The sequence below is a fragment of the Acidovorax sp. Root275 genome (assembly GCF_001428965.1).
Lineage (GTDB): Bacteria > Pseudomonadota > Gammaproteobacteria > Burkholderiales > Burkholderiaceae_C > Acidovorax > Acidovorax radicis.
Genome location: NZ_LMJH01000008.1, coordinates 413,144 through 434,916 on the forward strand (window position 1 = coordinate 413,144; position 21,773 = coordinate 434,916).

A 21,773-nucleotide genomic window follows, 5' to 3' on the forward strand; every position below is an offset into this window, starting at 1 on the left:
CAACTTGAAAGCAATCCCCACACCGGCGCGAGGTCATCCGCCAGGGGCACCCGCTGGACCCAATGCCTCCAGTGCCACCCCTTCAAAATCTTCCAGTGCCATCGGCCTGCCAAACAGATAACCCTGAAATGCCTTGCAGCCATGCGCCAGCAGAAACTGGTGGTGTGCTGCTGTTTCGACCCCCTCGGCGATCACGTCCAGGCCCAGGCTGCCTGCCAGCGCGATGATCGAGCGCGCGATGGCCGCGTCATTCGGGTCCAGCAGCACATCGCGGACAAAGCCCTGGTCGATCTTGATCTGGTCCAGCGGCAGGCGCTTGAGGTAGCTCAAGGACGAATAGCCGGTGCCAAAGTCGTCCAGCGAGAAGCCCAGGCCCTGGGCCTTGAGTGCGCGCATGGTGGCGATCACGCTGTCCACGTTGTCCAGCAGCAGGCTTTCCGTCAGTTCCAGCTTGATGTGCGCCGGGTCGGCCCCGGTGCGCTGCAGCAGGGCGAGCACCTGCACCACGAAGTCTTCCTGCAGGAACTGGCGCGCACTCACGTTGATGGCCAGGCTCAGGTGGGCCAACGGTGGGTTCTGGCGCCATCGGGCCTGTTGGCGCATGGCAGTTTCCATCACCCAGTGGCCCAGAGGCAGAATCAGGCCGGATTCTTCAGCCAGGGGGATGAACTCAGACGGCGGGACCATGCCTTGCACGGGATGTTGCCAGCGCACCAGCGCCTCGGCGCCGGTCACCCGCCCCCGGTGGTCTACCTGGGGTTGGTACAGCAGCAGAAACTGCGACTGCCGCAGGCCGTTGTGCAGTTCGGTTTCCAGCAGTGCGCGGCGGTTCACGGCCTGCTGCATGTCGGGGTCAAAAAAGCGCAGGGTGTTGCGGCCCGCGTCCTTGGCGCGGTACATGGCCATGTCGGCTTGTTTGAGCACCTCGTCCACCGAATCGCGGGGGTCGCGCAGCAGCGTCACCCCGATGCTGGCGGTGAAGTGGTGTTCGTGCCCGGCCAGTTCATAGGGTTGGCGCAGCTGGGCCAGGATCAACTCGCCCAGCGTGCGCGCCTGGGCGGCGGCTTCCGGAGGGTCATTGCTGAGGTTCTGCAGCACCACCACAAACTCATCACCGCCCAGGCGCGCCACGGTGTCCTGCTCGCGCACGCAGCCGCGCAGGCGCAGCGCCACCTCCTTCAGCAGCAAGTCGCCCACCTCATGGCCTCGGGTGTCGTTCAGGGTCTTGAAATTGTCCAGGTCCACAAACAGCACGGCGGTGGTCAGCCCCGATCGGGCACTGTTGGCCAGCACCTGCTGCAGCCGGTCTACCAGCAGGCGGCGGTTGGGCAGCTGCGTGAGGGCATCGTAGAAGGCCAGGTACCGTGCTTCGTCCTCGGCGGCCTTGCGGCCTGAGATGTCGATGTCGATGCAGAACATTTCTGGTGGGTGGCCGGGCACCTGGATATAGGCGTGGCTCGAGAAGACATGCACGGGCGTGCCGTCCTTGCGCCGCAGCTGCAGCTCGCTCGCCGGAATCACCTCGCCCGTGGCGAACATGTGGCGCACGTGCTCGCGCACGGCGTCCCACATGGGTGGCGGGATGATGAGGTCGAGCAGGTTGCTGCCCAGCGCTTCCTCGGCCGTGTAGCCATACAGCTGCTCGGACGCCTGGTTCCAGTAGCTGGTGGTGCCGTCTGCAAGATAACCCTGCACCGAGATGGACGGGATGTTGCGCAGCAGCGAGCGAAAGCGAAGCTCCGACTCGCGCAGCGCACTCTCTGCACGTTTGCGCTTGGTGATGTCCCGCGCCAGGAAGACCACGGCCGCCTGGCCCCCCACCCTCACGCCCAGGGGCTGGGCGCGCCCTTCAAATTGCCGCGTGCCCGACAGCGTCTGCATCTCGTATTCCACGCTCTGGGTCTGGCCTGACCGCAAGGTATTGCGGATCAGCTCCAGAAACATGTCGGCCTGCTCTGCCGGCAGCACGTCGTGCATCCGCTTGCCCACCAGATGGGGCGGGCTGGCTGCCAGCGGGGCGTCGTCGGGCGAGAGCACTTCCACATAGCGCCCCTGGGCATCCAGCACGAGCAGCACGTCGGGAATGGCCTGGGCAATGGCCCGCAGCCGTGCCGCCGTGCCGTGCAGTGCGCGTTCGGTGGCCAGACGTTCTTCCACATCCTGCAGCAGCAGGCCCAGCACCACCGTGGCGGGCGTGAAGGTCAGCAGAAAGGGCAGGGCCAGCGTCTGGTTGACGCGCTGGACGACCTCGGCGGGAAGCAGCTGGAACACCGCCAGGACGGCGGTGTGCACCAGCAGGCCGAACAGTGCCAGCGTCACAGGTTCCACCCCCAGGCGTCCGCGTGCGCGGCCTTCGCGGTAGACCAGGCCCAGCGCAGTGCACAGCGCAATCACCATCAGGCCCACCTCCGCCCCCGCGCCGCCCAGCCACAGGCGACCCGTGGCGGCCATGGCGGCAGCGATGCAGGCCACCAGCGGGCCTCCGAACAGGCCCGCCATGCTGAGCACCACCGAGCGCGCGTCAAAGATCACACCCGGCATCAGCACCACCGGTGTGAGCATGCCCACCACGCAGATGGTGCCAAAGAGGATGCCGGAGAACACCTGCCCGGTGCGGGGATGCTGGCGCCACAGGCGGATGTTGAACCCATGCAAAAAGCACAGCGCCAACAGCAAGGCAACACCTTTGATCAGCTCAATGAACATGGGCGTCCGTGCCTTTCCTGGGGAAAGCCCATCATGGGGGAATTGCTGCCGTTCGTAAACGTGAAAATGGCCCCGAGGGGGCCATGGATCACTGTCGGGAGCGGGCGGGCGCTCTTTGAACAGGTTCTCAGGTCAGCAGCGCCTGCGCAAACTCGCGCGCGCTGAAGGTTTCCAGGTCTTCGAGCTTTTCGCCCACGCCGATGAAATACACCGGGATCGGGCGCTCCTGCGCGATGGCAGCCAGCACGCCGCCCTTGGCGGTGCCATCGAGCTTGGTCACGATGAGGCCGGTGAGCTGCAGCGCATCATCAAATGCCCGCACCTGGGCCAGCGCGTTCTGGCCGGTGTTGCCGTCGATCACCAGCAGCACCTCGTGCGGGGCCGTGGCGTCGGCCTTGGTCACCACGCGGCGAATTTTTCGCAGCTCTTCCATCAGGTGCAGCTGCGTGGGCAGGCGCCCGGCGGTGTCCACCAGCACCACGTCCTTGCCGCGCGCCTTACCGGCGGTCACCGCGTCAAAGCTCACGGCGGCCGGGTCGCCGCCTTCCTGGCTCACGATTTCGACCGTGTTGCGGTCGGCCCAGACACCGAGCTGCTCGCGCGCTGCCGCGCGGAAGGTGTCGGCCGCCGCCAGCAGCACGGCCGCGCCTTCGCCAGCGAGGTGTTTGGTGAGTTTGCCGATGGAGGTGGTCTTGCCCGCGCCGTTGACGCCCGCCACCATGATCACCGTGGGCGTGTGCTCGCCGATGACCAGGGCTTTTTCGAGGGGGCGCAGCAGGTCGGTCAGTGCATCGGCCAGCAGGCCCTTGACGGCGGCGGGGTCGGTGGCCTTGGCCTCCTTCACGCGGCGCTTGAGGTCGGCCAGCAGGTGGGTGGTGGCCTTGACGCCGGTGTCGGCCATGAGCAGCGCTTCTTCTAGCTCTTCATACAGCGCATCGTCGATCTGCGTGCCGGTGAATACCGTGGTGATGCTGCTGCCCGTCTTGCGCAGGCCGGCCTTCAGGCGATCCAGCCAGCCCTTGCGTTCGGCCACGGGTTCGGGAATCGCGGGCGTCGGGACTTGAACAGCGAGGGGCGCCGGGGCTGCCGGGACAGGCGAAGACGCTACGGGCGCAGGTGGCGGGGTGAAGCTGGCAGGCGACGGGCGCACCACGGGCTGGGGCGTGGGGGCTAACTGCGTGGGCGCAGGCGTCAGCGGAGCAGGAGCGGCAACAGAAATCGGCGTTGCCACGGGCGCAGGCGCCGCTGGCTCGGGCGGCTTGCTGCCAAACGGGTTGCGCAGCCAGCCAAACGCAGAGGGAGCTGGCGCGGGGGCGGGCTCCACGGGTGCAGCAGGCAGGGCGGGGGGGACCACCGATGGCATGGGCGCTGGAGCGGGAGCCCATGGGGCGGGCGAGGGCGTGGCGACGGTGGGCGGGACCGGCGCGAACCCGGGCAATGGGGCCGGCGGTGTACCAGGAGGCGTGGCAGGCGTTGCAGCAGGTGCCAGCGGGGCCACTACAGGTGCGGCGGCCTCCGGTGTGGGTGCGGACTCGGGGGTGGGCTTTTTCTTGAAAAAACTGAACATTGGAGGGTTCTTAGAATCAGCCATTCTATGAAACGCGCTTTCACCCTACTGGGCCTGCTGGCCTGCCTCTCGTCCGGGGCTGCCTTTGCGGCAACGCCTCCCGCCCCTCAACCCCCCGCTGCGCCTTCCACCACGCCGTCCGTCACGGCCTCTGGCGCGCAGCAGTTCACGCTCAAGAACGGCATGCAGCTCATCGTGCAGCCCGACCGCCGCGCCCCCACGGCGGTGCACATGGTCTGGGTGCGGGTGGGCTCCATGGACGAAGTGGACGGCACCACGGGCGTGGCCCATGTGCTCGAACACATGCTGTTCAAGGGCACCAAGACGTTGCCGCCGGGCGAGTTCTCGCGCCGCGTGGCCGCCCTGGGCGGGCGGGAGAACGCGTTCACCAGCCGGGACTACACAGGCTACTACCAGCAGATCCCTTCCAACCGGCTCGAAGACGTGATGAAGCTCGAATCCGACCGGTTCGCCCACAACCACTGGCCGGATGAGGAATTCAAGAAAGAGCTGGAGGTGGTGAAGGAAGAGCGCCGCCTGCGCACCGAAGACCAGCCCCGCGCCATGCTGGCCGAGCAGCTGTTTGCCGCCACCTTCACCGCGTCGCCCTACCGCCGCCCCATCGTGGGCTGGATGAGCGACCTCGATGCCATGACGCCCAACGACGCGCGCTCCTTCTACCGCCAGTGGTACACCCCCACCAACGCCGTGGTGGTGGTGGCCGGCGATGTGGATGTGGCCCAGGTGCGGGCGTTGGCTGAAAAGTACTACGGCAGCATTCCCGCCCATGCGCTGCCCGAGCGCAAGCCACGCACCGAGCCCGCGCAGCAGGGCCTGCGCCGCATTGCCGTCAAGGCCCCGGCCGAACAGGCCTATGTGGCACTGGCCTTTCGCACCCCCAGCCTGGACCGCGTGGAAAACCTTACCGACACCGACCGCGACGCCCTCGCGCTGATGGTGCTGTCGGCGGTGTTCAGCGGCTACGACGGCGCCCGGCTCGACCGTGCGCTCACCCAGGGCGAGAACCGCGTGGCCGACAGCGCCAACAGCAGCGCCATGGTCACGGGGCGTGGCCCCAGCCTGTTCATGCTCAACGGCGTGCCCGCTGCAGGCAAGACGGCCCAGCAGGTGGAAGATGCCCTGCGCGCCGAGGTGGCCCGCGTGGCCCGCGATGGCGTGAGTGAGGCCGAACTCGCCCGCGTCAAGACGCAATGGATCGCCTCCACCGTGTACGAGCGCGATTCGGTGATGAACCAGGCGCAGGAACTGGGCGGCAACTGGGTGCAGGGCTTTCCGCTCGACGCCAACGAACGCCTGCTGGAGCTGCTGCGCACCGTCACGCCCGCCCAGGTGCAGGCCGTGGCTGCCAAGTATTTTGACGACGACCAGCTCACGGTGGCCACCTTGCTGCCACAGCCCCTGGATGCCCCCCGCGCCCGCCCCACACTGCCGCCCGGCGCTGTGATCCGTTGAACCCGCACTGGGGCCTTTGTACATGATTACTCTCAAAAACATAGCTGCTCGCGCTTTACTGATAAGCGCTGGAGCCGTTTTTTATTCAAACTCTGCCTGGGCGTTGTTGCCGATCCAGCACTGGACGGAGCCCAGCGGCGCCAAGGTCTACCTGGTCGAAAGCCCGGTCATCCCCATGGTGGATGTGCAGATCGACTTTGACGCCGGCAGCCGCCGCGACCCTGCGGCCCAGGCGGGCCTGGCCAGTGCCATGGCCGCCATGGCCAGCAAGGGCGTGAAGGCCTTGGGCAATGAGCCCGCGCTCGACGAGAACGGCCTGGGCGAGGCCTGGGCCGACCTGGGCGCCAATTTCGAGGCGGCCGCCGACAATGACAGGCTGCAGTATTCGCTGCGCTCGCTCACCGACCCACCACTGCTCGACAAGGCCGCCCGCCTGGCCGCGCGCCAGATCGGCGAGCCCAGCTTTCCAGCCGACGTCTGGCCACGCGACCGCGCCCGCTGGAGCGCCAGCATCAAGGAGTCGCTGACACGCCCGGCCACTGTGGCCAACCACGCGTTTGAAGCTGCCGTGTACGGCAGCCACCCCTACGGCGTGCAGACCACCGCAGAGACGCTGGCGCGCATCAACGTGGCCGACATGCAGGCGTTCCACACCCAGCACATCGCCGCCTGCCGCGCCAAGGTCAGCATCGTGGGCGCCGTGTCGCGCGCGCAGGCCCAGGCGCTGGTGGCCACGCTGCTGTCGCGCCTGCCCGCCAGCACCGGCTGCGCGCCGCTGCCGCCCGTGGGCGAGATCAGCGCGCTGGCCGCGCCGGTGGAGCAGACCCTCCCCTTCACCTCGGCCCAGGCCCATGTGCTCATCGGCCAGCCGGGCTTCCAGCGGCGCGACCCGGACTTTGTGGCGCTGCTGGTGGGCAACCACATCCTGGGGGGCGGCGGCTTTGTCTCGCGCCTGACCAACGAGGTGCGTGAAAAGCGCGGCCTCAGCTACAGCGTGTACAGCTACTTTGCCGCTGGCATGCACGCCGGTGCCTTCACCGTGGGTTTGCAGACCCGCCCCGACCAGGCGGCCCAGGCCGTGAAGGTCTCGCGCGACGTGATCGCGCGCTTCGTGGCCGAAGGCCCCACCGAAGCCGAGCTGCGCGCCGCCAAGGACAACCTCATCGGTGGCTTTGCGCTGCGCATCGACAGCAACAAGAAACTCCTGGGCAACGTGGCCAACATCGCCTGGAACGAGCTGCCGCTCGATTACCTGGACCAGTGGACGAAGAAGGTCGAAGCCCTCACTGTGGCCGACGTGCGCACGGCCATGGCCAAGAAGCTGCAACCCGAACGCATGGTGACCGTGGTGGTGGGGGGCAAGCCATGAGCCGCTCGACCCTGAAAACCACCGCCATCAACGCCGAGATCCGCAAGGCCCAGACCGCTGCGGCCACCCCCCCGGCTGCCGCCAACGGCAAAAAGGGCGCGCCCAAAAACAAGGACAAGGCGGCCGCAGCCGCTGCGCCCAAGGGCGCGGGCGAAATCCGCATCATCGGCGGGCTGTGGAAGCGCACCCGCCTGCCCGTGGCACAGCGACCCGGCCTGCGCCCCACGCCCGACCGCGTGCGCGAGACCCTGTTCAACTGGCTGGGGCAGGACCTGGCGGGCTGGCGCTGCCTGGACGCCTTCGCGGGCACCGGCGCCCTGGGGCTGGAGGCTGCCTCACGCGGTGCCAGCGCCGTGCAGCTGGTGGAAAGCGATGCCGCCCTGGTGGCCCAGCTGCACACCCTGCAGCAGCGCCTGCAGGCCACCGCCGTGCGCGTGCAGCGCGGCGACGGGATTGCCGCCCTCAAGCAGGCGGCGCCTGCCAGCATCGACCTGGTGCTGCTGGACCCGCCGTTCGACAGTGACCTGTTCAGCGCCGCCCTGCAGGCCGCCGCCAAGGCGGTGGCCACCGATGGGTTTGTGTACCTCGAAGCGCCCCGCGTTTGGGCCGATGAAGAGCTGGCCCCGTGGGGACTGGCTGTGCACCGCCACCTCAAGGCGGGTGCGGTACACGCGCACCTGCTCAAACGCAGCGCCTGAGACGAAGCTGCGGGCCCGCAGACCCGCAGCACCCTACCGTTTCAACGTCGCCAGCCGGGCGCTGCCGTCGGCCTCGGTGCCCGACATGTTCCAGCGCAGCGTCTGAGGCAGCCCCGCCAGCGTGGGCTGGCGCACCCATGCCAGGTGCACCGTGTAGTTGCCAGCGGGTGGGCTCGGCAGGGTCCAGGTGGTGTTGATCTGTGCGGGCTGGCCCGGAAGAATCGCACGCGCCTGGGCGGCGCTCAGCAGCTCCCGGCTGGCCACCACCTGGCCTGCGCCATTGCGCAGCTGCGCCTGCAGTTGCCAGGGGGTGTAGAGCGGTGCGTTGCCCGTGTTGTCCACGCGCGCCTGCACCTGCACCGTGCTGGGCGTGGGGGTCGTGGCGGTGATGGGCCCCAGGGCAAAGCGGTAGCCCGCCTCGCGCCCCACTGCGGCCAGGTCGGCCTGTTCGGTGCCCGGGAAGCTGGACCACGGCGTGTTCAGGTTGCCGTTGCCCACGGTGGACACATGAAAATCGCGCACCTGCTGCAGCGCGGTGGCCGCGTTGGTCTTGGTGTCCCCGGGGCCGAAGGGGCAGAACTCCGCGATCCAGGGGGCGGTCTTCCAGCGGTCCGAGATCTGTGCCCAGTCGCTCGGGCGGTCGGTCCACTGCTTCATGAAGCCGTCCTGCGCCAGGCAGTCCCAGCGCAGGCCCACGGGCAGCGCGGTGGTGGTCTGCTGGAAGAACGCATATTGCAGCGTGTCCAGATTGGCATGCGGGATGAGCATCGCATGTTGCGCATTGGGAAAACTGTCGAAATGCATCTGTGCAAGGCTGCGCTTGGTGGCGTTGGAGGCCGGGGTGATGCCAGGGGGCGCTGTGGCGTAGACCACGTTGGTGGTGTTCATGGCCCATTCGCCGTACTGCCCGTACAGGCCCACGTCGATCCAGGCCAGGTCCGAGGTGTCGCCCAGCGCGGTGGCCACGGCCTGCAGCAGGGCCTGCATGCGCTCCAGCACATAGGGGTGGTTCCAGTTGGGCACCAGAGTGGGCGGCAATGCGGGCGCGGGCGGGGTGGGGGCAGGCATCGGGGCCGTCCACACGCAGGCGGGGTTGGGTGCTGAGCATTGCGGCTGTGCCGTGCCCGCACCGTGCAGGTAGGTGGGCACGTCCAGCGTGTTGGTGCCGTAGCCGCGCATGGCCTGGATGCGAAAGGCAAACTGCCGGCCCGCAGCCCGCGCGGCATCGCGCGCGGCCACCAGGTTGCCGAGGTTGTATTGGCCGGGTGTGTTGCCTTCCAGGTCTTTCCAAAGGTAGCGCTGGTAGGCGGCCTGGGGCGGTGCCGATTGTGCGAGCGGCACGTCACCCGGGTCCGAGCGCCACTGGTAGTAGCCCCGGCCGGGGTTGGGGGTCAGGTCGCTGGCGATGGCCAGGGGCGTGAGCAGGGAGTTCACCGAGACCACGCTCCATCCCGCGCTGGGCGGGGGTGGCGCCGGAGGAGGTGGCGGTGGTGGTACCGAGGGTGGCTGCGACGGCGATGGCGGCGGCGATGGGGGTGGTGCAGACGGGGGCTGCACCGGCGGTGCCGTGGGGGCGGGCAGGGGCGGCGCTGGGGGTTCCGGCGTGGGCCCCGGTGCGGGTGCGGGGGCCGTGCCTGGGGCGGGAGTGGGAGCCTCGTTGGCGTCCCCGCCGCCACAGGCCGCCGCAAACAGGGCAGCCGCCAGGGCGGTGAGCCGCGCCATGCGGACAGAGTGCAAGGTGCTGAGGGTGTTCATGGACGCCATTTTTTGAATGAAATTGGGCTCTAGCGCTTATCCGATAAGCGTTAGAAGCTATTGTTTTTGATGTGATCTGTCCGGCGCAGTGGCCAGGGCTTCCGGGATCACCGTCAACCGCAATACATCGCCCTCCAGCGTGTAGGCGAAGGTGTAGTGGCCCGGCTCCAGGGTGGCGCGGCCTTGGGGGAAGGAGGTGTCGGTCACGTCGACGAGCTGGCGCTGGGCCAGCTGGATGCGCGTCTTGCGGTAGTGCGCCAGCATGGCTGGAAAGGCGTGCCACCGGCTGGTCTGGCCGGGCCGCAAGGGGCCCAGGTCCACGTCGCTGCGGGTGCCCGGCACGCCTTGCCAGACATGCTCGAACACCTCCTGGCTGTGGTTGCGCACGCGCAGCCACACCGTGGGTTGGTCCTGCGCGTGGGCCAGTCCGGGTGCCAGCACGGGGAGCAGCCGCAGGAGTGTGCGGCGCATCATTCCGAATCCTTCAGGCTTTGCAGGTCCATGCTCAGGTCGCACATCCGCGTGCGGCGGCGTTCCAGCGCGGCACCGGCGATGTTGAGCGCGGCCGATGTGCCCTGGTCGGCGTGCAGCATGGCGTCCCACTGGCCCTGCGCGGTGTCGAACGCCAGCCATGCGCGCTGTGCCGCACGCAGGGCGTCGCGCCGGGTCGGGCCAGCGGCCTTGAGGGCCTGGGCGTAGATGCGGTTGAGCTCCTTGTCCCATGCGGCGTAGGCGGCAGACTGGGCGTCGCGCAGGTCCACCGTCACGCCGCCGCTGCGTTCGGCGGCCGCAGCCAGGGCCTTGTCGATGGGGTGGGCCGTGGTCTGGCCGCAAAAGTGTTCGGCGGCGAGTGCGCCGGAGGCCAGGGGTGCCAGCAGCGCCAGTGCACACCACAAGGTGGATCGGGTCATGGGTGGTCTCCGGGTGGTGTGATACAGATGGGGGTTGTGCTGCTGCACAGGCGCTCCGTCGGGCCTGCAGCCCTGCGGGTGGAGGGAGAAGACGCTCTCATGTCAGCGCGATGGCCACCACCACCGTGGCCACAAACGCCAATGCCGCCCAGGCCACCACCGCCAGCACGGTGGCCAGCACCACGCAGACCCCCGTGCTCCAGCCGCGCGCCAGGCCCCAGGCGGTGAGCCGCCGCGCCAGCACCAGGCTGCCCGCCCACAGCAGCGCCAGTGACAGTGCGATCGCGCCCAGGAAGCGCCCGCCTTGGCTGGAGTTCATGCCGTTGGCGCCCAGCAGCGCGCCAAACATCCAGACGCCCGCCAGCAACAGGTTGCCGGCACCTGTGAGCACCATGGCAAGGGTGTGTGGCCGCATGCGTCATTCCGCCACGTTGTAGCTCAGCACGTCGAGCGACTGCGTGTCCTTGGGGTTCCACGACAGGCCCGCTGCGCGCGCGATGACGGTGTAGGTCTTGCCTTGTTCCAGCTTGCCGCCGGGTTGCAGGGCGGCGGTGCGTGGGTCCAGGTAGAGCATGGTGGTCAGCCCCTCGGCGCTGCGCAGCAGCACGGCCTGTTTGCCGTTTTTGACCTTCGCATCGTTGACCCAGGCGGCCTTGTTGCCAGCGGGCGGATTGAGCGCCTCGACGGTGCCCGACAGGCGCACGATCTTGCGCCAGACCTTGCTGTCCTTCGGGTTGGTGACCTTGCCGTTTTCAGCGGCATCGGCCTTCTGGATGTCACCCAGCGACTGGTAGGCGATGGTCCAGTCGGCGTGGCTGGTATCGCGGCGCAGGTGGTCGGCTGCGAGCATCAGGTTTTCGGTCCAGTTGCCGCAGGCGCTCTTTTTCTTGCACAGCGCCCAGGCCGTGTTCATCCAGCGCTTGAGCTGCTCCGTCTTGTCGTGGCTGCCCATCTCCAGCGCGACGCCCGATCCCAGCACGGCGGCGGCCTGGTTCTGCTCAGGCGCCACCACCAGCACGGCACCGTTGCCCACGTCGAGTTTGCCCACGCGCAGCTGGCGCATCATGGCGTGGGCGTATTCCTCGGCGGTCTTGCCGCCCAGGTCCTTCACCAGCAGGGTGACGATCTCCACGCCTGTCTTCTGCGCATGGTCGTACATCTGCTTTTCAAACTGCGCACGGATGGCCGGGTCCAGGATGCCGAACTCGTCATAGATGAACTGTGTGCCCTTGGACGGGATGGCGGCCGCGTCTGCCTTGGGCAGGGTTTCGGCCGCGGCGGCCAGGGCTGGGGCGGGCGTCTTGGCCGAGGGCACCGCGGGTGCTGCGGTGGGCGCCGGGGCCTTGGCCACCGTGGTAGCCGGTGCCGGGGCGGGTGATGCGGCAGCGGGTGCCGGTGCAGCGGGGGCAGCCGCTGCGGTGCGCACCGGCAATCCGCCCGAGCACTGCGGCCCACCGCCTTGCAGCTCGCAGGCTTCCTTCCAGCCAGATTCGATGGCGGCCAGGCGCTTCTTGCGGCCGGGGTGGGTTTCGCCGTCCTTCTCGGGGATCAGCGTGGCGATGGCGCGCTGGGCGTCGGCCAGCGGCGCGCCCATCTTGTAGAGCACAAAGCCGCTGAACTTGTCGGACTCCAGCTCGATGGGCGGCTGGCTGCCGCCGGGCACGATGGTGTGGCCCGACAGGTGGTGTCCGATCTCGTGGGCCATGATGCTCACAGGCGCCCAGTTGTTGGATTTGGTGGCCTGGATCACCTCGCCCATGAAGCCGGGGTTGTAGGCGATCACGCGGCGCGGGATCTTGTCCGGCCCCGCCATGATCACCGCCGCCGCATTGGGCACCTTGCCCTCCACCACCACAAAGTTGGCCGGCAGGCCGGTGTATTTCATGATCTCGGCCACCACCTGCTTGCCGGTGGCGCCGCCCTTGGACAGGTCGGGCGGCGAGAACGCCAGCGGGCTGCCGTCGTACGAACACGCCTGCAGGGTGGCCGCCAGTTCGGCGGCCAGCTGGGCCTTGCTGGGCTTGGCGACAGCGGCGGTCTTTTGCGCCATGGCCAGGCCCCCAAAGGCCAGGCCCATCATTGCGGCGCAGGCGAAGGCGACGGGGCGAACATTGCTGTGTTTCATGGGGATGGGTTCCTTGGGTTGGGATCAGTGAATGCGGTGGCCGTTTGCGCTGCGTGTTGCGCGCAGCCGTCGAAACTGGCGCGCCCCAAGCCAGGGCGACCGAGCAACGGCCGCCCTGCAGTGAGGGCCGCGTCCCCTTGCCCGCATTGCGCAGCAATGCGAGAGCGGGGGGAAGGCGCCGAAGGCGACTCAGGGGGGTGTCTCATGCTGTCACGAGGGCCGCCACGCGCAGCACGCGCTGGGCCAGTTCGGCCTGGCCGCGTGTGCCGGTCTTGGCGTACAGGCTGGCCAGCTGGGAGCGCACGGTGGGCATCTTCACGTGCCGGTTGTCGGCCATTTCGCGCGGCGTCATGCCCTGCAGCAGCAGGGGCAGCAGGGCGGCTTCGGCGGGGGTCAGGCCATAGAGCGCGCTGCACACCGACACCGTGGCACCCGCGTGGGGCGGTGCCTCGGGCACCAGGATGAACTGGGCCAGCGGCTCGGCGGCGGGCCCCGGGCCATTGCGCAGCGGCGCGGCCAGGGCCACCAGCGTTCCCGGCGCCGGGTCCTGCTGTGTCTGCAGCCGGGCCGAGACGGGCGAGCGTGTGCTCAGGCTGGCGGTGAGCAGTGGCGTCAGCCCGGGGTGGATCTGCGCCAGCTGCAGGGGCTGGCGCGCCTGCCAGCCCGTGGCGTTGCGCAGCAGGATGCGGCATTCATCCTCCACCCCCAGCCAGGCGCGGGCATGTTCGTTCAGGTAACGCACCTCGCCACGCTGGTTCGCATGCATCAGCCCCAGCGGCAGCTGGTCCAGCGTGCGCTCCAGCGCACTGCTGTGGCGGCGGGCCTGCTGCAGGCGGCGCTGGGCACGCATGAGGCTGCGCACCCAGGGCGTCACGGCGCGCAGCCGGGAAAATTGTTCGGGGGTGAACTCGCTCTGGCCCAGGTCGTTGTACATCGCCAGCACGTGCATGCCCACCTCGGGCGAGGCCTCCACGATGCTGTTGACCATGGCGTCGATGCCCAGGGGTTTCAGGTAGTCGGCATAAAACGCGCCCCGGCGCAGCGCCTGGGTGCCCACCAGCTGCTGGCTCAGCGAGCCCCCGCGTGCCAGCGCCTGGGCCTGCTGGCGCTCCAGCGCCTCGCTCCAGGCATCGCTGCCCTGGATCAGGTTCGCGTAGCGCGCCAAAAAATCATCGGGCATGCCCCATTGGTAGGCGGCCAGCGGGTCGTCCGAGCCGGGCAGGGGGCAAAACAGCACCACCTTGTGGCTGCCCAGCGATTCGCCCACACGGTGCAGCAGGCGCTCCACCATGCCGGGCTCGCCCAGGGCCTCCAGGCTTTCGGCCATCAGGGTCTCGAAACCCGGTATTCCCACAGGCTGCGGGTCCCGCTCTTCACCGCTCAATGGGGGCTCCTCATCAGGTTGAATGATCTGCGCCGGATGGTAGGGTCGATGTCCCCGCCGCAACATCATTCAGGTGAAGGATGTGGCTGCGGCCCGACAGGTTTTCATGAACTTGTTCACGGTTTTCAGGCGCCCATTTGCCACAGCACGAGTTCGACCACTGCGCGGGCATAAAGCTGGGTGGCCTGCCACTTGAGCGCCGCGAACAGCGCGCCGGCCAGCAGCAGCCGCCAGCCATCGCGCCGCAGGTCCAGCACCAAAAACTGCCGCAGCGCCACCATGAGCATCAGCGTCTGCAGCGCCGTCATGTACCAGGGCGACCAGGCCTTGTGCCACTTGAGCAGGCCGGGAGACGGCGCCAGCACCAGCGGCAGCTGGTTGACCATCTGCAGCGCAATGAACACCGCCTGGCAGTACAGCGCCAGGGCCAGCAGCTCGGCCGCGTTGTAGCCCCACCGGCGGAAGACCATCCACATGCTGGCAAACGCCGCCACCGCACCCAGCGAGAACGACCACTTGGAATACCCGGCGACCAGCGCGTACATGCGCTGCGCCGCCTCGCTGGGCAGCTCGGGCCGCAAATAGTCGGTGTGGCCCAGCACGATCAGCAGGAAGCCGATGGCCAGGCACAGCAGGGTCAGCGGGTGGGGGTGGTCCTTGCGCTGGCCCAGCACGTATTCGCGTGCGGTGGTGCCGGGCTGGGGCAGCACGCGCAGTGCGTTGCGGATGGTGCTCCATTCAAACCAGCGAAAACGCTCCCAGGCCTCCTTGCGCACGGTGCTGCTGCCCATGCGCGCGGCCTTTTTCTGCCCGCACTGCGCACAAAACGGGCCGGTGAGCGGTGCACCACAGTTCAGGCAGGCCTGGGTGTTGAACAGCGCGTCGCTGACGGCGGTGGGGGTGGGCCGGGGCGGGGTGAGGGTCACAGAAGAAGGCGCGTGCCGTGCAGGGATGGGCTGCGGATCGTAGGCCGTAACGTGGCGCCCGCCATCGTTCACATGAATGATGTGGCGCGGGGGCATTGGCTGGGGGCGTGCGTTGCCAACCCTGTGCGGATCGGCTGCCAAGTCTGCGCTGCAGACGCTGAATTGCTACATTTTGTATAGCTATTGGCGCCTGATGGACAAGCGCCAGGGGCCAAAAAGGCTTAAAACTGTTTGCGGCGCAGCGCCCCCATGCCCACCGTGGCCGCCCCCAGGGCCAGCAGGATCAGCGCCCACTCGCTCAGGGTGGGAACGGGGGTGGCGGCAGGCGGGGCGCTGCAGGTGGCGTGCCAGGGCGTGCTGCCTGTGGCAGTGTCCCAGGCAGCGCTGGCCGAAGGGGTCAGCTGGTTGGGGCACAGGGCCGATGCGCTTGCCATCAGGGCTGCGGGCGGGGCGGGCACCGGGCCGGTGAGCTGGTTGTTCTCCACGCGCAGCTGCTCCAGCGTTGGGGGCAGGGCGGGCAGCGGGCCTGTGAACTGGTTGTTGTGGGCGTGGTAGCGGAAGAAGTGGGTCAGGCCCGAAGGGCTGGGCAGCGTGCCTTGCAGGTCGTTGTGGGAGACGTCGAGCGACCTCAGCTCTGGCAGCCCGGAAATGGGGGGCAGCCGCCCAGCCAGTTGGTTGTCGCTGAGGTTGATGGTGCGGATGTCTGGCAGCGCGGACCAGTCGGGCAGCAGGGCGCCCACGGGGTCCGTGAGGTTGTTGCTTTGCACGCTCAGGGCGGTCACGGTGTTTTCGCCAGCGTCGCAGGTGACACCAATCCAGGTGCATTCGGTGCCCGGTGCGCCCAGCCAGTTGTTGCTGAAGTTCCAGGCGGGGCCATTGGTGTGGTGGTAGAAATCCACCAGAAACTGCCGCTGGCCAGCCGGTATGGCGGCCTGGGCCGAGGTGGCGGTCAGCACGGCCAGGGCCATGGCCACGCTGGCGCCAGCGCGGCGAAAAAGGGGGGAGGTGCAGCAAGAATTCATGGGGAAGGGTTCGGAATAGAGGAAACGAAAATTGCTCGCCTGCCCTGCCGAGGGCCCAGGCGGCGGCCTGGCCAGAATGTAGAAATGGGGCCCTGGCCTGCCTATCCGCCACCTGGAGGAGTCGCGTGGGTCCGCACTGCTCTGGCGCGGTGAACGGGCGGGATGTCTCTTTGGGTAACAAGTGGTCGCAAGCGTCGGCGCCGTGCGACATCATTCGCTTGAACGATGTGGCGGCAGCCGGTGGGCCGTACCATCCGCCGCTCTTCGTTGTGCGAGGCCTCAGAGCCTCGCGCACCGGTCTTCGGGGCGGCCAGGACGTCCGGGTGGCCCGGTGCCCGGCGAGATCGTGAACAGGCCCTTGAAGGGCCACTTTGGGAAAGGTTTTTGTTGCACCACGCTCTGGGTGAATTGCTGGGCTCCGTGGCCGACGATGCGCGCTGGAGCGACGCGCTGGCCCGCTACGCCGCCAGCTTTCGCGCGGACCTGCTCGGTGGCGCCTTCCTGGCCAGCGGCCTGGACCAGCTGGCGCAGTGGGGCGCTGAGTTTGCGGCGCACCCCGAGGTGGATTACTGGCTGCAGTCGCCCTCGTGCGACGGCGCGCCCGCGCTGCTGGCGATGGGCGTGACCCCCGAGGCGGCGCGGCGTTATGCCACGCACTTTCGGTTGCAAGACCCGCTGTGGGACGACGCGATGGCGCAGCGCGCGCGCCTGGGCGCAGCGGGCACCTGGGTGGCCACGGACGCGCCAGTGCACGCCACGCGTGGCTTTCGCCGCACCGAGATCTACAGCGACTTCCTGCGCGAATACGGCATCGGAACCCGCATGTTTGGCGGCAGCCAGGGCGCGTCGCACCCGGTGGGCAATCTGTTCATGTCGGTGTACCGCCAGGGGGATGACGAGGGGTTTGCGCCGGAGGAAGTCGCGCGCTTTCGCGCGGAGTTTGGCGGCGTGCAGCGCGCCGCGTTTCTGCACCGCGAGATGGTGGCCCTGCGCGCGCGCACCCAGGGCGTGGAATCGCTCATGGAGCAGATGCCCATGGGCCTGCTGTTTTTTGACACGGCGGGCCGCCTGTTGCACGCCAATGCGCGCACCCGGCTGCTGAGCGCCCGGCCGGAAAGCGCCGCCCTGCGGGCCCTGCTGCGCGGCCCGCTGCTGGCCAGCACGGCCGATGCGGCGCTGCGCGCGCTGTTCCAGCAGTCACTGTTGGGGCGCAGCGGCTGTGTGGAACTGCCCGGCACGGAGGGCGGGCTGCTGCTGGTGACGCTGCCCCTGAGCGACCTGGCCGCGCTGGGCGTGTGCCTGCGCGCGCCGGGCGTCGCCTGGGTGGTGCTGGAGCGCAGCCTGTGCAGCGAGGCCGCCGTGGCCCTGGCCCGCCAGGCCTACCGCTTGAGCCCGTCCGAGGCCGACCTGCTGCTGGCGCTGATGCGCGGCCAGACCCCGCAGGATTTTGCGGACGCGCGCGGCTCGCGCATCTCGACCGTGCGCACGCAGATGAGCGCGCTCCTGGCCAAGACGCGCACCCAGCGCCAGCAAGACCTGGTGGCACTGGTGGCCCGGCTGATGCTGCTGGCGCCGGGCCAGGTGGCGCAGGGAGCGTTGCCGGCGGGCCCGTAGCGGCGCAGGTCTGCCACGCGCTGGTGCACTGCGACCTCATGTTGCAGTGCACTGCATAATGCGCGCACGCGGCCCGGCTGGCCTCAACAGGGCAGGCGCCCGGGGCCGGGGCCAACGTCATTCCGCCAGACAGGAGACAACCAGCCATGGCCCAGAACGTGCTCGCCGTTTACCCCGGAACCTTTGACCCCATCACGCTGGGCCATGAAGACGTGGTGCGCAGGGCCACCCAGTTGTTTGAACGCGTGATCGTGGCCGTGGCGGCGGGGCACCACAAGAAGACCTTGTTCAACCTGGAAGAGCGGATCGACATGGTCCGCGAGGCGGTCAAGGGCTACCCCCAGGTGCAGGTCGAAGCCTTCTCGGGCCTGCTGCGCGACTTTGTCGTGGAGCGTGGCGGCAAGGCCATGGTGCGTGGCCTGCGCGCCGTGACCGACTTTGACTACGAGTTCCAGCTGGCGGGCATGAACCGCAGCCTGATGCCGCAGGTGGAAACCGTGTTCCTCACCCCCAGCGACAAATACCAGTTCATCAGCAGCACCTTTGTGCGCGAGATTGCCGTGCTGGGCGGGGAGGTGCACAAGTTCGTGTCGCCCTCGGTGCAGGAGCGGCTGGCCGAGAAGGTCCGCACCCTCACGCCGCCCTGAGTTTTGCCTGAAAACAGGTGCTGGCGCTTATCCGTTAAGCGCTGATGGCTATTTAATTGATAGCGTTCGTGCCGCCAGGGATGGTGGCTAAGCCAACGCCTGAAGGCGGCGCGCCACTTCCGCAGCTTCGGCCCGCAGGGCCTCCAGCATGGGCAACACCTCAGGCAGCGGTGGGCGGTACAGCGGCAGCACGGCCGCCACGCTGAACGGGATCGAGAACGCGAGCCGCCGCACCACCAGCCGGCCATTCGCCGCGGCCGTCAGGGCCGTCAGCGGGTTGACGATGGCCAGCCCCAGGCCGTGCTCCACCATCGCACACACGGCAGCGGCGCTGTGGGTTTCCATGCGCAGCGTGCGTGGCACGGCGGCTTCGGCAAAGCGCGCGTCAATGATGCGGCGATAAGGGTCGTCGGCCGACAGGCTCACAAAGGGCTGGCCGGCAAAGTCCGCCAGCTGCAGCTCGGGTTGCCGGGCCAGGGCGTGGTCGGCGGGCAGCACGGCCACTTCGTCCAGGGTGAGCAGCACCTCGGCGCGGGTGCCGGGTGGGGCGGCGGTCTGCTCGCACAGGCCCAGGTCAAAACGCTGGGCACTCATCCATTCTTCGAGCAGCGGCGAATCCTGCGGCGTGACCGACAGTCGCGCGTGGGGCTGCACCTGCATCAGCCGCGCCGCCGCACCGGGCAGCAGTGCGTGCGCCAGCGCGGGCAAGCACAGCACTGCCAGCTGCACAGCGTCGGGACGACCCAGCGCCACCGCGCGGCCCACCACGCGTTCCAGGCCCTGCCACGAGCGCTGCACCTCGTCCCAAAGCGCCAGTGCCCGCGCGTTGGCCCGCAGGCGGCCCTGGATGCGTTCGAACAGCGCATAGCCCAGCAGCGATTCCAGCCGGGCCAGCTCGCGGCTCACCGTGGGCTGCGAGCTGTACAGCAGGTCGGCCGCGCCGGTGGCGCTGCCAGCGGTCATCACGGCGCGAAACACTTCGATGTGCCGGTGGGTGATGCGGTGGGCCAGTGGCGTGTCGGTCATGCGCGGAGCATATCCAAAATGAATGAATGTTTGAAATAAAAGCATTCGACCAAATACCTGTCAGGGGGCATCATCCGGGCTTCCATTCAGCCTTGTGTCTTCGGAGTCTCCATGTCCAACCCCTTCTCGCCCGCCCAGTTGTGGTCTTTGGCCGACCAGTTCGGTACCCCGCTGTGGGTGTACGACGCGGCCACCATCCGCCAGCGCATTGCCCAGGTGTCCAACTTCGAGACCATCCGTTTCGCGCAGAAGGCCTGCTCCAACATCCACATCCTGAAGCTCATGCGCGAGCAGGGCGTGAAGGTGGATGCGGTCTCGCGCGGCGAGATCCTGCGCGCGCTGGCGGCGGGCTACACGGCCGGCGGAGAGTCGTCAGAGATCGTCTTTACCGCTGACCTGTTCGACGCCGCCACGCTCGACTGCGTGGTCGAACACGGCGTGCCGGTCAACGCGGGTTCCATCGACATGCTGCACCAGCTGGGCGCGCGCTCGCCCGGCCACGCGGTGTGGCTGCGCATCAACCCCGGCTTTGGCCACGGCCACAGCAACAAGACGAACACGGGTGGCGAGCACAGCAAACACGGCATCTGGCACACCGACCTGCCTGCGGCGCTGGCCGCGATCGCGCAGCATGGTTTGAAGCTGGTGGGCCTGCACATGCACATTGGCTCGGGCGTGGACTACAGCCACCTGGCCGAAGTCTGCGGCGCCATGGTGGGCCTGGTGCGCACGGCCCATGCGGCGGGGCATGACCTGCACGCCATCTCGGCCGGTGGTGGCCTGTCCATCCCCTACCGCAGTGGCGACCCGGTGGTCGACACCCAGCACTACCACGGCCTGTGGGACGCTGCACGCCAGCAGGCCGAGGCCATCGTGGGCCACAAGCTGGGCCTGGAGATCGAACCCGGCCGCTACCTGGTGGCCGAATCCGGCGTGTTGCTGGGCGAGGTGCGCGCCACCAAGAACGCAGGCAACAACCACTTCGTGCTGGTCGATACCGGCTTCAACGAACTCATGCGCCCGTCGATGTACGGTAGCTACCACGCCATGAGCGTGCTGCGCCGCGATGGCACTACGGCGGCCGAGCAACCCACGGTTGTGGCGGGACCGCTGTGCGAATCCGGCGACGTGTTCACGCAGGGCGATGGCGGCGTGGTGCTGCCGCGCGACCTGCCAGGCGCCCAGGTGGGTGATCTGCTGGTGATCCACGACACGGGGGCCTATGGCGCATCGATGTCCTCCAACTACAACACGCGCCCCTTGATTGCCGAGGTGCTCGTCGATGGTGGCCAGGCGCGCCTCATCCGCCGCCGCCAGACGGTGGACGAGCTGCTGGCGCTGGAACAGGGGCTTTGATCGCGCTGGGGGGCGGGTACCGCTCCGACAGCCGGTAGGCATGCGCCTACGGCCATGCGCAGTGCAGGCGCACAAGGGCGGGAAAAGCGGGGCCATACAGTGAAATCACTTATCCCCTTCAACCTTTTTCAGGAGATCACTATGCCCATCATTGCTTGGCTGCTCGGCGTCCCACTGTCCGTGGTTCTGTTGCTCATGCTGTTCGGCGTGTTCTGATCGCGCCCCGCGAGGGGTCCTAAAAAAAGCCGCAGGGCGCCCGTTTCGGGGTGCCCTGCGGCTTTTTGCTGGGCGGTGCCGGGAGTGGCCCCCGCATGCCTTTTGCCAAGGCCGTCCGGCCGTTGGTCCGCTTCCCGCATTGCCCCGGGCTGCAATGGAACGAGGAAGCCGCTAAGCTGCACTTTCTCTCTCAATGGAGCGCCGAGGGTCCGGCTGCTTGGCGCCACGCACAGGGCGCGGGTAGGTGGGGCGCATCAGAAGAACTGGAGTCCCCATGCATGCCGAAGAACAGACGATTGTCGAGCTTGCCTACCCGGGCGAGTACCTGAGCCGCCTGGGATGCCCCGAGACCAAGACCTGCAAGATCCGCCTGTCGCGCAAGGGCCAGGGGCTGCTGGCCCGCATGTATGCCCGCAAGGGCTACAGCATGCAGGCTACCTTGTCGCACGACTGCGACCTGAGCAGCCTGGTGGTGCAGATCGACGGGCAGTCGCAAGGGACGATTTCGGTGCGCATGGACGACGGGCACCTGGCGGCCGAGGAGCAGTACCCCGAGTTCATCGCCGAACTGCGCCAGCGCGGCGCGCGCATCTGCGAAATGGGCAAGCTCGCGATGGACCCGGAGGTGCGCTCCAAGCATGTGCTGGGTGCCATCTTCCACATTGCGTGGATCGTGGCCTTCCGGGCACGGCGCGCCACCGACATCGTCATCGAGGTGAATCCGCGCCACGCCCCGTTCTATCGGCGCATGCTGTGTTTTGACCAGATCGGCCCCGAGCGCATGTGCGAGCGTGTGGGTGCGCCCGCCGTGCTGCTGCACATCGGCGCCGACAAGGGGCGCCGCCTCATCGACCAGTTTGGTGGCCAGCCCAAGCTGGCCAGCGAGGAGCGCAGTTTTTACCCGTATTTTTTTCACCCCGACGATGAAGAGGGGCTGCTGCGGCGCCTGTCGGTGGGGTAACCCTCACGGTGCTGTGC

18 protein-coding genes are annotated in these 21,773 nt (G+C 68.3%); 7 read left to right on the forward strand and 11 right to left on the reverse strand.

The genetic code is table 11. The features are described 5' to 3' along the window. Window positions 1-33 precede the first annotated feature (33 nt). Entirely contained in the window at window positions 34-2,706 is a 2,673-nt protein-coding gene (locus ASE52_RS12030) for an EAL domain-containing protein (protein ID WP_057226375.1), read from the reverse strand. Between the two features lie 127 nt (window positions 2,707-2,833). Next, entirely contained in the window at window positions 2,834-4,273 is a 1,440-nt protein-coding gene (gene ftsY, locus ASE52_RS12035) for a signal recognition particle-docking protein FtsY (protein ID WP_082606849.1), read from the reverse strand. 27 nt (window positions 4,274-4,300) lie between these two features. Here ftsY and ASE52_RS12040 point away from each other — a divergent pair, with 27 nt between their 5' ends. Genes ASE52_RS12040 through rsmD form a run of 3 tightly spaced genes read left to right on the forward strand, consistent with a single transcriptional unit; the run spans window position 4,301 to window position 7,813 of the window. Further along, on the forward strand, window positions 4,301-5,746 hold the full coding sequence (locus tag ASE52_RS12040; RefSeq protein WP_057226378.1) for a pitrilysin family protein: 1,446 nt from the start codon (window positions 4,301-4,303) through the stop codon (window positions 5,744-5,746). A 22-nt stretch (window positions 5,747-5,768) separates the two neighbouring features. Beyond that, entirely contained in the window at window positions 5,769-7,115 is a 1,347-nt protein-coding gene (locus ASE52_RS12045; protein WP_029414016.1) for a pitrilysin family protein, read from the forward strand. Next, window positions 7,112-7,813, forward strand: coding sequence for a 16S rRNA (guanine(966)-N(2))-methyltransferase RsmD (gene rsmD / locus ASE52_RS12050; RefSeq protein WP_057226380.1), 702 nt, complete (start codon window positions 7,112-7,114; stop codon window positions 7,811-7,813). Before ASE52_RS12045 ends, rsmD begins: the two co-directional genes overlap by 4 nt. Before the next feature lie 33 nt (window positions 7,814-7,846). Here rsmD and ASE52_RS12055 read toward each other — a convergent pair whose 3' ends face one another. The 8 genes from ASE52_RS12055 to ASE52_RS12090 form a co-directional block, all read right to left on the reverse strand. Further along, window positions 7,847-9,568: a DUF4832 domain-containing protein gene (locus ASE52_RS12055; protein WP_140426220.1), complete on the reverse strand. Its 1,722-nt coding sequence runs from the start codon at window positions 9,566-9,568 to the stop codon at window positions 7,847-7,849. A 57-nt stretch (window positions 9,569-9,625) separates the two neighbouring features. Then, on the reverse strand, window positions 9,626-10,039 hold the full coding sequence (locus ASE52_RS12060) for a hypothetical protein (protein WP_140426221.1): 414 nt from the start codon (window positions 10,037-10,039) through the stop codon (window positions 9,626-9,628). Beyond that, window positions 10,039-10,479, reverse strand: coding sequence for a lysozyme inhibitor LprI family protein (locus ASE52_RS12065; RefSeq protein WP_057226386.1), 441 nt, complete (start codon window positions 10,477-10,479; stop codon window positions 10,039-10,041). Before ASE52_RS12065 ends, ASE52_RS12060 begins: the two co-directional genes overlap by 1 nt. Window positions 10,480-10,576: 97 nt before the next feature. Further along, window positions 10,577-10,894: a hypothetical protein gene (locus ASE52_RS12070; protein WP_140426222.1), complete on the reverse strand. Its 318-nt coding sequence runs from the start codon at window positions 10,892-10,894 to the stop codon at window positions 10,577-10,579. Window positions 10,895-10,897: 3 nt separating this feature from the next. Continuing rightward, window positions 10,898-12,604: a TPM domain-containing protein gene (locus tag ASE52_RS12075; protein ID WP_140426223.1), complete on the reverse strand. Its 1,707-nt coding sequence runs from the start codon at window positions 12,602-12,604 to the stop codon at window positions 10,898-10,900. A 202-nt stretch (window positions 12,605-12,806) separates the two neighbouring features. After that, on the reverse strand, window positions 12,807-13,988 hold the full coding sequence (locus ASE52_RS12080; protein WP_158004156.1) for a helix-turn-helix transcriptional regulator: 1,182 nt from the start codon (window positions 13,986-13,988) through the stop codon (window positions 12,807-12,809). Between the two features lie 125 nt (window positions 13,989-14,113). Further along, a complete protein-coding gene (locus tag ASE52_RS12085; RefSeq protein WP_057226394.1) occupies window positions 14,114-15,010 on the reverse strand; it encodes a DUF3667 domain-containing protein in 897 nt (298 codons plus the stop codon). 125 nt (window positions 15,011-15,135) lie between these two features. Next, window positions 15,136-15,936, reverse strand: a complete 801-nt coding sequence (locus tag ASE52_RS12090; RefSeq protein WP_082606850.1) for an IPTL-CTERM sorting domain-containing protein — start codon at window positions 15,934-15,936, stop codon at window positions 15,136-15,138. Between the two features lie 387 nt (window positions 15,937-16,323). Here ASE52_RS12090 and ASE52_RS12095 point away from each other — a divergent pair, with 387 nt between their 5' ends. Both ASE52_RS12095 and coaD read left to right on the forward strand, forming a co-directional pair. Next, on the forward strand, window positions 16,324-17,550 hold the full coding sequence (locus ASE52_RS12095; RefSeq protein ID WP_241776987.1) for a helix-turn-helix transcriptional regulator: 1,227 nt from the start codon (window positions 16,324-16,326) through the stop codon (window positions 17,548-17,550). A 146-nt stretch (window positions 17,551-17,696) separates the two neighbouring features. Next, the gene (coaD, locus tag ASE52_RS12100) at window positions 17,697-18,197 is read left to right on the forward strand and encodes a pantetheine-phosphate adenylyltransferase (protein WP_010463145.1); all 501 of its coding nucleotides are present in this window, start codon (window positions 17,697-17,699) and stop codon (window positions 18,195-18,197) included. Window positions 18,198-18,284: 87 nt separating this feature from the next. On the opposite strand, the gene ASE52_RS12105 is transcribed toward coaD, so the two are convergent. Further along, on the reverse strand, window positions 18,285-19,223 hold the full coding sequence (locus tag ASE52_RS12105; RefSeq protein WP_057226398.1) for a LysR family transcriptional regulator: 939 nt from the start codon (window positions 19,221-19,223) through the stop codon (window positions 18,285-18,287). A gap of 111 nt (window positions 19,224-19,334) precedes the next feature. On the opposite strand from ASE52_RS12105, the gene lysA reads away from it, so the two are divergent. Next, window positions 19,335-20,579 carry a diaminopimelate decarboxylase gene (gene lysA, locus ASE52_RS12110; protein WP_057226400.1) on the forward strand — a complete coding sequence of 415 codons (1,245 nt, stop codon included), beginning with the start codon at window positions 19,335-19,337 and terminating at the stop codon, window positions 20,577-20,579. 490 nt (window positions 20,580-21,069) lie between these two features. Further along, window positions 21,070-21,756, forward strand: a complete 687-nt coding sequence (locus tag ASE52_RS12115; protein ID WP_010463152.1) for a hypothetical protein — start codon at window positions 21,070-21,072, stop codon at window positions 21,754-21,756. The last annotated feature ends 17 nt before the right edge of the window (window positions 21,757-21,773 follow it).